Source organism: Variovorax sp. YR750, from assembly GCF_900109805.1.
GTDB classification, from domain to species: Bacteria; Pseudomonadota; Gammaproteobacteria; order Burkholderiales; family Burkholderiaceae_C; genus Variovorax; species Variovorax gossypii.
The window spans coordinates 449,461-463,451 of sequence record NZ_FOBJ01000004.1 but is presented as its reverse complement, the minus strand read 5'-3'; the positions used below and the strand labels follow the sequence as shown (position 1 = coordinate 463,451).

At 67.3% G+C, this 13,991-nt stretch carries 10 protein-coding genes; 4 read left to right on the top strand and 6 right to left on the bottom strand.

From position 1 onward, the window contains the following. Window positions 1-3 precede the first annotated feature (3 nt). From BMY35_RS11380 to ugpB, 6 genes are all read right to left on the bottom strand, one after another. Window positions 4-2,445, bottom strand: coding sequence for a DUF3772 domain-containing protein (locus BMY35_RS11380; RefSeq protein ID WP_093198289.1), 2,442 nt, complete (start codon window positions 2,443-2,445; stop codon window positions 4-6). Window positions 2,446-2,523: 78 nt separating this feature from the next. Further along, window positions 2,524-3,267: a glycerophosphodiester phosphodiesterase gene (gene ugpQ, locus BMY35_RS11375; protein ID WP_093198287.1), complete on the bottom strand. Its 744-nt coding sequence runs from the start codon at window positions 3,265-3,267 to the stop codon at window positions 2,524-2,526. A 128-nt stretch (window positions 3,268-3,395) separates the two neighbouring features. Next, window positions 3,396-4,403, bottom strand: a complete 1,008-nt coding sequence (gene ugpC / locus BMY35_RS11370; RefSeq protein WP_093198285.1) for a sn-glycerol-3-phosphate ABC transporter ATP-binding protein UgpC — start codon at window positions 4,401-4,403, stop codon at window positions 3,396-3,398. A gap of 3 nt (window positions 4,404-4,406) precedes the next feature. After that, window positions 4,407-5,258: a sn-glycerol-3-phosphate ABC transporter permease UgpE gene (gene ugpE / locus BMY35_RS11365; RefSeq protein WP_093198282.1), complete on the bottom strand. Its 852-nt coding sequence runs from the start codon at window positions 5,256-5,258 to the stop codon at window positions 4,407-4,409. A 1-nt stretch (window position 5,259) separates the two neighbouring features. Beyond that, window positions 5,260-6,141: a sn-glycerol-3-phosphate ABC transporter permease UgpA gene (gene ugpA, locus BMY35_RS11360; RefSeq protein WP_093198280.1), complete on the bottom strand. Its 882-nt coding sequence runs from the start codon at window positions 6,139-6,141 to the stop codon at window positions 5,260-5,262. Window positions 6,142-6,242: 101 nt separating this feature from the next. Beyond that, entirely contained in the window at window positions 6,243-7,556 is a 1,314-nt protein-coding gene (ugpB, locus tag BMY35_RS11355) for a sn-glycerol-3-phosphate ABC transporter substrate-binding protein UgpB (RefSeq protein ID WP_093198277.1), read from the bottom strand. A 253-nt stretch (window positions 7,557-7,809) separates the two neighbouring features. Between ugpB and serA the strand changes: the two genes are divergently transcribed. From serA to BMY35_RS11335, 4 genes are all read left to right on the top strand, one after another. Beyond that, the gene (serA, locus tag BMY35_RS11350) at window positions 7,810-9,042 is read left to right on the top strand and encodes a phosphoglycerate dehydrogenase (protein ID WP_093198275.1); all 1,233 of its coding nucleotides are present in this window, start codon (window positions 7,810-7,812) and stop codon (window positions 9,040-9,042) included. A gap of 179 nt (window positions 9,043-9,221) precedes the next feature. After that, complete coding sequence (locus BMY35_RS11345; RefSeq protein WP_093198493.1) at window positions 9,222-13,100, top strand: DUF3683 domain-containing protein; 3,879 nt, start codon at window positions 9,222-9,224, stop codon at window positions 13,098-13,100. After that, window positions 13,097-13,537 carry an HIT family protein gene (locus BMY35_RS11340; RefSeq protein ID WP_093198272.1) on the top strand — a complete coding sequence of 147 codons (441 nt, stop codon included), beginning with the start codon at window positions 13,097-13,099 and terminating at the stop codon, window positions 13,535-13,537. The genes BMY35_RS11345 and BMY35_RS11340 overlap by 4 nt, the downstream gene beginning before the upstream one ends. Next, complete coding sequence (locus BMY35_RS11335; protein WP_093198270.1) at window positions 13,537-13,950, top strand: gamma-butyrobetaine hydroxylase family protein; 414 nt, start codon at window positions 13,537-13,539, stop codon at window positions 13,948-13,950. The genes BMY35_RS11340 and BMY35_RS11335 overlap by 1 nt, the downstream gene beginning before the upstream one ends. The last annotated feature ends 41 nt before the right edge of the window (window positions 13,951-13,991 follow it).

Genomic DNA, 13,991 nt, shown 5'->3' with positions numbered 1-13,991 from the left:
TGCTCAGGCCGGAGGCACACCCGGGATCGGCGACGCAGGCGACGAAGGCACGGCCGCCGGCGCGGCGGGCACTTCAGGGGCGGCGGCCATCACCATCGTCGGCACTGCCAGCGGCAGCGAGGCCTTCTTCAGGTCGTCGAGGATCGTGAACAGCAGGTCGCTGCGCACGCCGCCCGCCAGCCGCGGACTCGCCACGTAGGCGATCGCCTGGAAGATCAGCAGCCCGTTCTCGATGCCCTCCAGCGTGAGCGAGGGCGCCGGAGTTTCCAGCACGCCTTCGTGCGCCTTGCAGGCCGCGAGGATCAGCTCGCGCACGCGCTGCGCGTCGGTGGTCAGCGGCATCGGCAGGCGGATCAGCACGCGGCCCTCGGCGTTGGCCAGCGTCATGTTGCGAACGGTCTTGGTGATGAACTCCGAGTTCGGCACGATCAGCGTGGAGCGGTCGCCCAGCTGGATCTCGGTGGCGCGCACGTTGATGCGCCGCACGTCGCCCTCGGCCGTGCCGAGCACGACCCAGTCGCCCACCTTCACCGGCTGCTCGGCCAGCAGGATCAGCCCCGAGATGAAGTTCTGCACGATGGCCTGCAGGCCGAAGCCGATACCCACCGACAGCGCGCTCGCCACCCACGCGATGCGCTCGATGCCGATGCCCAGCGCCGACAGCGAGAAGGCGATCACCAGGATGCCGCCCACGTAGCCCAGCAGCGTGGTGATGGAACTCTGCATGCCCGGCTCGAACTTGGTGTTCGGCAGGTAGCTGCCCGCGAGCCAGCGCTTGAAGATCCGCAGCAGGATGAAGCCCACCACGGCCACTCCGACGGCGCTCAGGATCGCGCCCGGCACCAGCTGGAACTCGCCCACCTTCATGCCGGTACCGATCTTGCCGCCGCGCTGGAACACCTCGCCCGGCCCCGTGCCCAGCGGCGCGGCCAGCGCCACCAACATGTAGAAGAAGAGAGCCACCCGGCTCAGCGCCGACAGCACCGTGGCTGCCTGGTCGAGTGTCTGCGGCGCGAGGTTGAAGCTCTTCTGCAGCCGCTGGCCGAAGCCGGCGCGCGAGGACACCGTGGCCATGAACACGTCGTCCGCGAACTTGAACAGCACGTAGAACGCGGCCGCGACGATGCCGCTCCAGGTCAGCTGCGAGGCCAGGAAGCTGGCGAGCGCCACGTAGCCGACGGCCACCAGCACCCAGATCGCGATCATCAGCGCACCGATCAGCGCCACCAGCAGGCCGACCCACATCGGCCGCTCGGGCAGGCCCGCCTCGGCCGCGTCGGCGCGCAACGGCTTCACGACATAGAGCACCGTGGCGACCAGCGCCGTCAGCACCAGCGCCGTGAGCACGTGCGTGGCCACCACGGCCGCGAAGCTCGCGTCGATCAGCGAGTTGACCTCCGCGGGCGTCCAGGCCAGCGCGGCCACCAGCGCCACCAGCCAGGGCAGGGCAGCCAGCCGCGTGGCCATGGCGTCGGGAATCGGCGGCAGGCGCCACGAAGGCCGGCTGGTGGCGAGCAGCCCGCGGCCCAGCCCGATCACGAAAGCCATGAACACCAGCGCCTGCGCCGTCGAATTCAGCACCTTGCGCGCCTGCGGCTCCCAGGTGGCGAACTCCTTCAGCACCTCGACGAAGCCGTGCGCGGCGATGGCCACGAGCAGCACGTGGCTCGCGACGATGCCGATCACCAGCAGCGAGCGCCTAAGCCGACCCGCCGGCAGGAAGCGCGCGGCGAGCCAGACCAGCAGGGCCTCCGCCGCCCAGTTGCCGAACACCGCGAGCAGCAGCGCGGCGACCAGCGCCGCGATCACCTGCAGGCTCGTCTCTGGCTGCATGGCGGCCTCCAGGCCGTCGTTCACCGAGGAAACCATCGCCTTCAGGCGGACCAGGTCGTCGGGCCAGGCCTCGCGCAGGTCGCTCCAGAACTCGGCCGTCAGCGGCGAGGCCGCGCGCTCCGTGAGCTGCGCCTCGAACAGCGCCCGGCGCTGCGTGACCAGCTCGGTGCCGCGCTGCCGCACGTCGACCGAGAGCAGGCGGGCGAGGCGGATGTCGGCGTCCAGCGCGTTGCGCTCCTTGGTCAGGCGGGCGCGCTGGCGGGTGATGTCGGGGTCTTCGGTGGCGCCGGCGGCGGGAGGGTTGCCCAGTTCGCCGAGCTTGGCGTTCAGGTCGGCGAGTTCGCCGGTGCGCGCCGTGACGAACTTGTCGGCCTGCTGGCCGATGTCGTTGATCTGCGCGAGCAGCTTGCGCGCGTCCTCGTCGGTTTCGGCCGCGGTGCTGAGCCTGGTGAACTGGGCGCGCAGTTCCGCCACGGTGGGGGCGGGAGGCGTGGCGGCCGCCGCGGCGCTGTTGGCGTTGCCGCTGGTGCCGAGGTCCGGCTGGGCCAGCGCGCCGCCGCACATGCACAGGGCCGCGAGGCAGAGGCTCGCGAAGCGTAGGGTCCAACTCATGGCCGCATCATAGAAGCCGCCATGTCGTAAGGGCCGGTAAGAAGTGCAGCCCCGGAGTGCAGCCCCGGTTCCGCAGCGTCAGCCGGCAGGGCTGAACAGGTCGACCTTGTCCGTGATGATGCCGTCGGTGCCCAGGTCGATCAGCCGCTGCGCGGCCTTGTCGTCGTTCACCGTGTAGCTCAGCGCACGCATGCCCGCGCCATGAACCAGCGCCACCACCGCCGCGTCCCACAGCGTGTGGTTGCAGACGATGGCCGAGCAGCCGAGTTCCTTGGCTGCTTCGAGCCAGCGGTCCCAGAGCTTGTCGAGCAGCAGGCCGCGAGGCAGTTCAGGCTGCACCGCTTGCGCGCCCTTGAGCGACTCGACCTGGAAGGACGTGAGCAGCGGCGGCACGGCCGCGCCTTGCCACAGGCGGGCGGCTTCGCGTGCCACGACTTCCCCGGTCTCGCGCTCGGCGCCGGGCGTGGGCTTGATCTCGATGTTGAGCAGGTAGCTGTTGGCCAGGCAGAAGCGCGCGAGGTTCTCCAGCGTGGGCAGCGGCTCGCCCGCGTAGGCGGTCGAGTGCCAGCCGCCCGCGTCGAGCTGTGCCAGCGCGCTCCAGGCTTGCTCTCCGCCGGTGCCATGGCCGTTGGTGGTGCGGTCGAGCGTGGCGTCGTGCATCAGGAAGACGACGCCGTCGGCGCTGAGCTTGGCGTCGCACTCGAACATGCGATAGCCGTGCGAGGCGCCGAGACGGAATGCGGCGAGGGTGTTTTCGGGGGCGAGCTTGCCGGCGCCGCGGTGCGCGACCCAGCGGGGGTAGGGCCAGGATTTCATGAGCATTCTTTAAGTGCGGCCCCGGTTTCTTCGTGAGGCACCGCGGAACCGGCTTTGCCGGGCCGCCGGTGCCGCCCCCGGCAGGGGGTTGGCGAAGCGACACGAAGTGCGCGCAGCCCGGGGGCGAGCATTGGCTAGTCTGCGCGCTTGCCGGAGCCGGCGTCGAACCAGTGCAGTTTTTCTTCGCGCGCGGCGATCTTCACCGTGTCGCCGGCAACTGGCGGGTGGTCTGCCTCGTCGGTGCGCATGATGATCTGCTCGTCGCCGATGCGGCCGTACACCAGCCGCTCGGCACCCAGCAGTTCGACGTGCTCGACCTGCACCGACCAGCCGTTCTCGTCGAGCACCAGGTGCTCGGGACGGATGCCCAGGATCTGGCCGGGGCGCACGCCCGGCGCGTGCTTCAGCAGGTTCATCGGCGGCGAGCCGATGAAGCTCGCCACGAAGGTGGTGGCGGGGCGCGAGTACACCTCTTCAGGCGTCGCGAACTGGTCCATCACGCCGCCGTTCATCACGATGATGCGCTGCGCCAGCGTCATGGCCTCGACCTGGTCGTGCGTGACGAACAGCGAGGTGATGCCGAGCTCGCGGTGCAGCTTCTGGATCTCGAAGCGGGTCTGGGCGCGCAGCTTGGCGTCGAGGTTCGATAAGGGTTCGTCGAACAGGAACACCTGCGGCTGGCGCACGATGGCGCGGCCCATGGCCACGCGCTGGCGCTGGCCGCCGGAAAGCTCGCGCGGCTTGCGCTCCAGCAGGTGGCCCAGCTCGAGGATCTTCGCGGCCTTGTCGACGCGCACCTTGATCTCGGCCGGCGGCACCTTCGCGATCTTCAGGCCGTAGGCCATGTTCGCGAACACGCTCATGTGCGGGTAGAGCGCGTAGTTCTGGAACACCATGGCGATGTCGCGCTCGGAAGGCTCGAGCTGGTTCACGACCCTGTTGCCGATGGCGATCTCGCCGGCGGAAATTTCTTCCAGGCCGGCCACCATGCGCAGCAGCGTCGACTTGCCGCAGCCCGAGGGCCCGACGATGACGATGAACTCGTGGTCGGCGATCTCGGCGCTCACGCCGTGGATGACCTGGTTGGCCTTGGGCCCGTGGCCGTAGCGCTTGATGACGTTGCGTAGGGAAAGAGCAGCCATTCTTTATTTCTCGGTATCAACAAGGCCCTTGACGAACCACTTTTGCATCAGCACCACCACCAGCGCGGGCGGCAGCATCGCGAGGATGGCGGTGGCCATCACCACGTTCCATTCGTTCTGGCCGTCACCGCCGGCGATGAGCCGCTTGATGCCGACCACGATCGGGTACATGTCTTCGTTGGTGACCGCCAGCAGCGGCCACAGGTACTGGTTCCAGCCGTAGATGAACTGGATCACGAAGAGCGCGGCGATGCTGGTCTTGGACAACGGCAGCAGCACGTCGAAGAAGAAGCGCATCGGGCTCGCGCCGTCCATGCGCGAGGCCTCGGTGAGCTCCTCGGGCACGGTCAGGAAGAACTGCCGGAACAGGAAGGTGGCCGTGGCCGACGCGATCAGCGGCACCGTGAGGCCCGCGTAGCTGTTCAGCATGCTCAGGTCCGACAGCACCTTGTAGGTGGGCAGGATGCGCACTTCCACCGGCAGCATCAGCGTCACGAAGATCGCCCAGAAGCAGATTTTCTTGAACGGGAAGCGGAAGTACACGATGGCGAAGGCCGACAGCAGCGAAATGGTGATCTTGCCGATGGCGATGACCAGCGCCGTCACCAAGCTCACCCACATCATGTGGGCCACCGGGGCGTTGGAGCCCGCGCTGCTCGCGCGGCCGAAGAGCGCGCCCTTGTAGCTGTCGAGCATGTTCGAGCCGGGCAGCAGCGGCATCGGCCGCTGCACGATCTCCTGCGCGGTGTGGGTGGACGCCACGAATGCGAGGTAGATGGGGAAGGCGACGATCAGGACGCCGAGGATCATCACCACGTGGGCCAGGATGCCCTGGGTGCTTCTTCTTTCAACCATGTCAGTACTGCACCTTCTTTTCGACGTAGCGGAATTGCACGATGGTGAGCGCGATCACGATCACCATCAGCACCACCGACTGCGCTGCCGAGCCGCCAAGGTCCAGGGCCTTGAAGCCGTCGTGATAGACCTTGTAGACGAGGATTTCCGTGTCCTTGCCCGGGCCGCCTTCGGTGGCGGCGTGGACGATGGCGAAGGTGTCGAAGAACGCGTAGACCACGTTCATCACCAGCAGGAAGAAGGTGGTGGGCGACAGCAGCGGGAACTGCACCGTCCAGAAGCGGCGCCACGGGCGCGCGCCGTCGATGGCGGCCGCCTCGATCAGCGACTTGGGAATGGACTGCAGGCCGGCCAGGAAGAACAGGAAGTTGTAGGAGATCTGCTTCCACACCGCGGCCATCACGATCAGCGTCATCGCGTGCTTGGAATTGAGCAGGTGGTTCCAGTCGATGCCGATCTTGCCGAGCGCATAAGCGACCACGCCCAGCGAGGGGGAGAACATGAAGACCCACAGCACGGCGGCCACCGCGGGCGCCACGGCGTACGGCAGGATCAGCATGGTCTTGTAGAACATGCCGCCGCGCACGATGCGGTCGGCGAACACCGCCAGCGTCAGCGACAGGGTGAGGCCGATGGTCGCGACCAGCACCGAGAAGACGGCGGTGGTCTTGAACGACTCGCCATAGGCCGGGTCTTCGAACAGTTCCTTGAAGTTCTGCAGCCCGACGAAATCGACGGAGGTGCCGAACGCGTCCTGCTGCTGCAGCGACTGCAGGAGGGCCTGCCCCGCCGGCCAGAAGAAAAACACGAATATCACCGCCATCTGCGGTGCAAGCAGCAGCCAGGGCAGCCAGCCCGAGCGAAAGAAAACGCGTTTTTCCATGAACCCTCTACGTAAAAAATCCCGCCGCGCCCGCTCTTTCTCAAGAGCGGACGGGGGCGGGCGATATTAGCCGGACACGGAAGCTGTCCGGCGGCCGGGCGTCAGCCCTTGTTGGCCTTCTGGAAGCGTTCCAGCTGCTCGTTGCCACGGGTCACGATGGCGTCGAGGGCTTCCTTGGCGGTCTTCTTGCCGTTCCAGACCTGTTCGAGCTCTTCGTCCTCGATGGCGCGGATCTGCACGTAGTTGCCCAGGCGGATGCCGCGGCTCTTGTCGGTGACCTTGCGGATCATCTGCGTCACGGCCACGTCGGTGCCGGGGTTCTGCTTGTAGAAGCCGGAGTCTTCGGTGAGCTTGTACGAGGCCGTGGTCACGGGCAGGTAGCCCGTGCGCTTGTGGCTGGCGGACTGCACTTCAGGCGTCGAGATGAAGCTGAAGAACTTGGCCACGCCCTTGTACTCGGCCGGCTTCTTGCCCGACATGACCCACAGGCTGGCGCCGCCAATCACGGTGTTCTGCGGTGCGCCCGGCACGTCCGGGTAGTAGGGCAGGGGAGCCAGGCCGTAGGCGAACTTGGCGTTCTTGGCCACGTTGCCGTAGAAGCCCGAGGAGGTGTTGATCATGGCGCACTCACCCGACACGAACGAGGCCTCGGGCACGTTGCCGCGGCCCTTGTAGATGAACAGGCCCTGCTTGGCCATGCTGGCCAGGTTCTCGATGTGGCGCAGGTGCAGCGGCGAGTTGACCTTCAGGCGTGCGTCCAGGCCCGACAGGCCGTTGTTCTTGCTGGCGAACTCCACGTTGTGCCAGGCCGAGAAGCTCTCGACCTGCGTCCAGTTCTGCCATGCCGTGGTGAACGGGCACTTGTGGCCGCTGGCCTTGAGCTTGGCGGCGGCGGCGACCACTTCGGGCCAGGTCGACGGCGCCTTGTCGGTGGGCAGGCCGGCGGCCTTGAAGGCGTCCTTGTTGAAATAGAAGATGGTGGTCGAGCTGTTGAACGGGAAGCTCAGCATCTGGCCGTTGGGGGCGGTGTAGTAGCCGGCCACTGCGGGGATGTAGGCGGCCGGGTCGAACTTCTCGCCCGCGTCCTTCATGACCTGGCCCACCGGCACGATGGCGCCCTTGCTGGCCATCATGGTGGCGGTGCCCACCTCGAACACCTGCAGGATGTGCGGTGCGTTGCCGGCGCGGAAGGCCGCGATGGAGGCCGTCATCGATTCGTCGTAGGTGCCCTTGAAGGTCGGGACGACCTTGTATTCCTTCTGGCTCTCGTTGAACTGCTTGGCCAGGTCGTTGACCCACTCGTTGTTGACGGCGGTCATGGAATGCCACCACTGGATCTCGGTCTGGGCCTGCGCCACGTTGAAGAGCGTGGTGGCGGCCAACGCCGATGCCAAGGCGAGCGTCTTGAATCGCATGAAGACTCCTGAAGGGAAAAATGGAAAGCGCGGATGCTAGGGCATGTGGATGACACAGCCGCGTCACATTGGCGCACGGAGCACGGGTTTCCTCCAATCGGGGAAACCCCTTTGGCGCCGCTGGCTCCTTGGCCCTGTTCGCATCAGGCCGGCACGGGGCGCGGCCCCGCATGCTGCGCCGCACCATGCTAGCATCGCCCGCCCTTTTTTTGGCCTAGCCTGTCGCCATGGCCGGGGCTTCCAAGAGACCTCCATGAGCAGCAAAACATCCCTCGACAAAAGCAGGATCAAGTTCCTCTTGCTCGAAGGCATCCATCCCTCGGCCGTGGAGGTGCTGCGCGCCGCCGGCTACACCAACATCGAGTCGCTGCCGGGCGCGCTGCCCGATGCCGAACTGAAGGCGAAGATCGCCGACGTGCACTTCCTGGGCATCCGCTCGCGCACCCAGCTCACGGCCGATGTGTTCGCCGCCGCCCACAAGCTGGTGGCCGCCGGCTGCTTCTGCATCGGCACCAACCAGGTCGACCTGGAAGCCGCCCGCGAGCATGGCGTGGCGGTGTTCAACGCCCCTTATTCCAACACCCGCTCGGTGGCCGAGCTGGTGCTCGCCGAAGCCATCCTGCTGCTGCGCGGCGTGCCCGAGAAGAGCGCTGTTGCGCACCGCGGCGGCTGGCTCAAGTCGGCCGACAACGCATACGAAATCCGCGGCAAGACGCTGGGCATCGTGGGCTACGGCTCCATCGGCGCGCAGCTGTCGGTGCTGGCCGAGGCGCTGGGCATGCACGTGGCCTTCTACGACGTGGTCACCAAGCTGCCGCTGGGCAATGCGCGCCAGGTGCGCGACCTGCACCAGCTGCTGGCCCAGAGCGACATCGTCACGCTGCACGTGCCTGAGACGCAGGCCACGCAATGGATGATCGGCGCGGCCGAGATCGCGGCGATGAAGCCCGGCTCCATCCTCATCAACGCCTCGCGCGGCACGGTGGTCGAGATCGAGCCGCTGGCCGAGGCCCTGAAGGCCCGCAAGCTGCTGGGCGCCGCCGTCGACGTGTTCCCGGTGGAGCCGCGCAGCAACAAGGACGAGTTCCAGTCGCCTCTGCGCGGCCTCGACAACGTGATCCTGACGCCGCACATCGGCGGCTCGACCATGGAGGCGCAGGCCAACATCGGGCTGGAAGTGGCGGAGAAGCTGGTCAAGTACAGCGACAACGGCACCTCGACGTCTTCCGTCAACTTCCCCGAGGTGGCGCTGCCGGCGCACCCGGGCAAGCACCGCCTGCTGCACGTGCACCGCAACGTGCCCGGCGTGCTGTCGGAGATCAACAAGATCTTCTCGGACAACCAGATCAACATCTCCTCGCAGTTCCTGCAGACCAACGAGAAGATCGGCTACGTGGTGATGGACATCGACGCCGCCTCTTCCGACCTGGCCCTGGAGAAGCTCGCGAAGGTGAACGGGACGATCCGCAGCCGCGTGCTGTTCTGATCCGGGCTGATCCGGAGCCGGCGGCAGGGGGGGCGGGGGCCCGGATAGGGGCGGGATCCCCGGAAAGCTGCGCCTAGCACAAGGTCGCAACCACCGCCACGCGGCAAGACCCCAAGCCCTGCAATAAAATCCCCAGCCCGGCTATGGGCGCGCAGCGTCCGGCCGAGGCGCCCCACCCGATGAATGCTCCGACTGCGTTGAACACGCTGTTGTCGCAGGCCGCAGAGCCTGTACGACTGCGCGAGATCCCGTACAACTACACCAGCTTCTCCGATCGCGAGATCGTGATTCGCCTGCTGGGCGAACGCGGCTGGGAACTGCTCCAGACCCTGCGCGCCGAGCGCCGCACCGGCCGATCGGCGCGCATGCTCTACGAGGTGCTGGGCGACATCTGGGTGGTCCAGCGCAACCCCTACCTCGTCGACGACCTGCTCGACAACCCGCGCCGCCGCGGCCAGCTGGTCGATGCCCTCAGGCACCGCCTGGCCGAGGTGCAGAAGCGCCGCACCCCCGACAGCGACCTGCCGCGCGACCAGCTCGTGGGCGAGCTCACCGGCCTCGTGGGCGAGGCGGTGGCTGCCTTCGACACCAAGTTCCGCGACGTCGCCGCCCTGCGCCGCAAGGCCACCCGCGTGCTGGGCCGCCTCACGGCGAAGGACAACATCAAGTTCGACGGCCTCTCGCGCGTGGCCCACGTCACCGACGCCACCGACTGGCGCGTGGAGTACCCCTTCGTCGTGCTGTGCCCCGACAGCGAAGCCGAGATGGCCCTGCTGGTGAAGGGCTGCATCGAGCTGGGCCTGACCATCATCCCGCGCGGGGGCGGCACCGGCTACACCGGCGGCGCCATCCCGCTGACCTGGAACAGCGTCGTCATCAACACCGAGAAGCTCGAGGCGATGACCGAGGTCGAGCACGTCGCGCTGCCCGGGCTGGCCGACCCCGTTCCGACCATCTGGACCGAGGCGGGCGTCGTCACCCAGCGCGTGGCCGATGCGGCTGAGCGCGCGGGCTTCGTCTTCGCGGTCGACCCGACCTCCGCCGAGGCCTCGTGCGTCGGCGGCAACGTCGCCATGAACGCGGGCGGCAAGAAGGCCGTGCTGTGGGGCACGGCGCTGGACAACCTCGCCTCGTGGCGCATGGTGACGCCGCAGGCCGAGTGGCTCGAGGTCACGCGCATCGGCCACAACCTCGGCAAGATCCACGACGTCGACAGTGCCGTGTTCGAGCTGCAGTACTACGCCGCCGACGGCAGGACGAAGCTGCGCAACGAGCGCCTCGAGATCCCGGGCCGCACCTTCCGCAAGGAAGGCCTCGGCAAGGACGTGACCGACAAGTTCCTCTCGGGCCTGCCCGGCATCCAGAAAGAGGGCTGCGACGGCCTCATCACCAGCTGCCGCTGGGTGGTGCACCGCATGCCGGCGCACACGCGCACCGTGTGCCTGGAGTTCTTCGGCAACGCCAAGGACGCCGTGCCCAGCATCGTCGAGATCAAGGACTTCATGTTCGCCGAGCAGAAGCGCTCGGGCGTGCTGCTGGCCGGCCTGGAGCACCTGGACGACCGCTACCTGAAGGCCGTGGGCTACGCCACCAAGTCGAAGAAGCACGGCGGCCTGCCGAAGATGGTGCTGTTCGGCGACATCGCCGGCGACGACGCCGACGCGGTGGCCCGCGTCACCTCGGAAGTGGTGCGCATCGCCAACTCGCGCAGCGGCGAAGGCTTCATCGCCATCAGCCCCGAGGCGCGCAAGAAGTTCTGGCTCGACCGCAAGCGCACGGCCGCCATCAGCCGCCACACCAACGCCTTCAAGATCAACGAGGACGTGGTGATCCCGCTGCCTCGCATGGCCGAGTACAGCGACGGCATCGAGCGCATCAACATCGAGCTGTCGCTGCAGAACAAGCTCGCGCTCACCGACGAGCTCGAAGCCTTCCTGATGCGCGGCAATCTGCCGCTGGGCAAGACCGACGACGCGCACGAGATCCCCGCGGCCGAGCTGCTGGAAGACCGCGTCGCGCAGGCCGTGGCGCTGGTGCAGGAAACGCGCGCCCTGTGGGCCGGCTGGCTGGAAAACGTCGACACGCTGTTCCCGCAGCTGCAGGACCACTCCCTGCGCGCGAGCTGGAAGACCCAGCTGCGCCAGCCGCTGCAGGCCATCTTCACGGGCGCCGAGTTCGCGCCCATCCTGGCCGAGTGCGCGGCCATCCACAAGCGCGTGCTCAAGGGCCGCGTGTGGGTCGCGCTGCACATGCACGCGGGCGACGGCAACGTGCACACCAACATCCCCGTCAACAGCGACAACTACGACATGCTGCAGACCGCGCATGCCGCGGTGGTGCGCATCATGGCGCTGGCGCGCAGCCTCGACGGCGTGATCTCGGGCGAGCACGGCATCGGCATCACCAAGCTCGAGTTCCTTAGCGACGAGGAGCTGCGCCCCTTCACCGAATACAAGGCCAAGGTCGACCCCGAGGGCCGCTTCAACAAGGGCAAGCTGCTGCGCGCGCCCGCCGGCAAGCCCGAGACGCTGCACGCCGACCTGACCAACGCCTACACGCCGAGCTTCGGCCTCATGGGGCATGAGTCGCTCATCATGCAGCAGAGCGACATCGGCGCCATTGCCGACAGCGTGAAGGACTGCCTGCGCTGCGGCAAGTGCAAGCCGGTGTGCGCCACGCACGTGCCGCGCGCCAATCTGCTGTATAGCCCGCGCAACAAGATCCTCGCGACCTCGCTGCTGGTGGAGGCCTTTCTCTACGAAGAGCAGACGCGGCGCGGCGTGAGCATCAAGCATTGGGAAGAGTTCGAGGACGTGGCCGACCACTGCACGGTGTGCCACAAGTGCCTCACGCCCTGCCCGGTGAAGATCGACTTCGGCGACGTGTCGATGAACATGCGCAACCTGCTGCGCAAGATGGGCCAGAAGAGCTTCCGTCCCGGCAACGCGGCCGCGATGTTCTTTCTCAACGCGACCAATCCGCAGACCATCAAGGCGGTGCGCGCGGGCATGGTGGGCGTGGGCTTCAAGGCGCAGCGACTGGCCAACGACCTGCTGCGTGGCCTCGCGAAGAAGCAGACCTCGGCGCCCCCGGCCTCGCTGGGGCCGGCTCCCGTCAAGGAGCAGGTGATCCACTTCATCAACAAGAAGATGCCGGGCAACCTGCCGAAGAAGACGGCGCGCGCGCTGCTCGACATCGAGGATGCGGACTACGTGCCGATCATCCGCAACCCGAAGGCGACGACCTCCGAGACGGAGGCTGTCTTCTACTTCCCGGGCTGCGGCTCGGAGCGGCTGTTCTCGCAGGTGGGGCTCGCCACGCAGGCGATGCTCTGGCATGCGGGCGTGCAGACCGTGCTGCCGCCGGGCTACCTGTGCTGCGGCTATCCGCAGCGCGGCAGCGGGCAGTACGACAAGGCCGAGAAGATGATCACGGACAACCGCGTGCTCTTCCACCGCGTGGCCAACACGCTCAACTACCTCGACATCAAGACGGTGGTGGTGAGCTGCGGCACCTGCTACGACCAGCTGCAGGGCTACCAGTTCGACAAGATCTTCCCGGGCTGCCGGATCATCGACATACACGAGTACCTGCTCGAGAAGGGCATCACGCTGGCCGATGCGGCCGGTGGCGGCTACCTGTACCACGACCCCTGCCACTCGCCGATGAAGCAGCAGGACCCGATGAAGACGGTGAAGGCGCTGGTGGGCGACAACGTGCTCAAGAACGACCGCTGCTGCGGCGAGTCGGGCACGCTGGGCGTGTCGCGGCCCGACATCTCCACGCAGATCCGCTTCCGCAAGGAAGAAGAGCTGAAGAAGGGCGAGGCTGCGCTGCGCGAGGCCGGCAAGGTCGGCGAGAAGGACAACGTGAAGATCCTCACCAGCTGCCCGAGCTGCCTGCAAGGCCTCTCGCGCTACGGCGGCGACCTGAACAACGGCCTGCTCGAAGCCGACTACATCGTGGTCGAGATGGCCAACAAGATCCTCGGCGAAGACTGGATGCCCAACTACGTTGCGGCAGCCAACCAGGGCGGCATCGAACGGGTGCTGGTGTGACGAAGGTACAAGGCTGCGTGCTGTGCGAAGGCCCGGGCGGGCGCCTCGTGTTCGAGGGCGCGAAGCTGCGCGTCATCCATGCGGAGGAAGCGGGTTTTCCGGCTTTCTATCGCGTCGTGTGGCGCGATCATGCGGCCGAGTTCTCCGACCTCGACGCGGCCGACCGCGCGCTGTGCATGGATGCGGTGACGGTGATCGAGCAGTGCCTGCGCGAGCACCTGAACCCGACCAAGATCAATCTCGCCGCGCTCGGCAACATGGTGGCGCACCTGCACTGGCACGTCATCGCGCGCTTCTCGACCGACAGCCATTTCCCGGGCTCGGTGTGGGCGCCGGTCCAGCGCGAGCGCGATGCGGTGCAGGAAGCGGAGATTGCCGCACGCCTGCCCGCGGCCGAAGCGGCGATGATCGAGCGCCTGGGCAACAGGAGTTTCTGATGGCAGGCTTGAAACCGGGCGCACCGACGCCGCAATCGATCACCGTGCACGGCCAGTCGCGCGTGCTCGAGGTGGGCTTTTCCGACGGCGCCACCTTTCGCATTCCCTTCGAGTTGATGCGCATCTATTCGCCATCGGCCGAAGTGCAGGGCCACGGCCCGGGCCAGGAAGTGCTGCAGACCGGCAAGCGCGAGGTCGAGCTCGTCGACCTCGAGGCGGTGGGCAACTACGCCGTGCAGCCGACCTTCAGCGACGGCCACAACACCGGCATCTACTCTTGGGACCTGCTCTACGAACTGGGCGAGAAGCAGGCCGAGCTGTGGGCCGCCTACGAACGCCGGCTCGCCGAAGCGGGCGTCGATCGAGACGCGCCGATGATCGAGAAGGGCGGCCACGCCTGCGGCAGCCACTGAGCTCGCCGGTTCGCCCGAAACTCCGCGCGTGCTATTGAAAA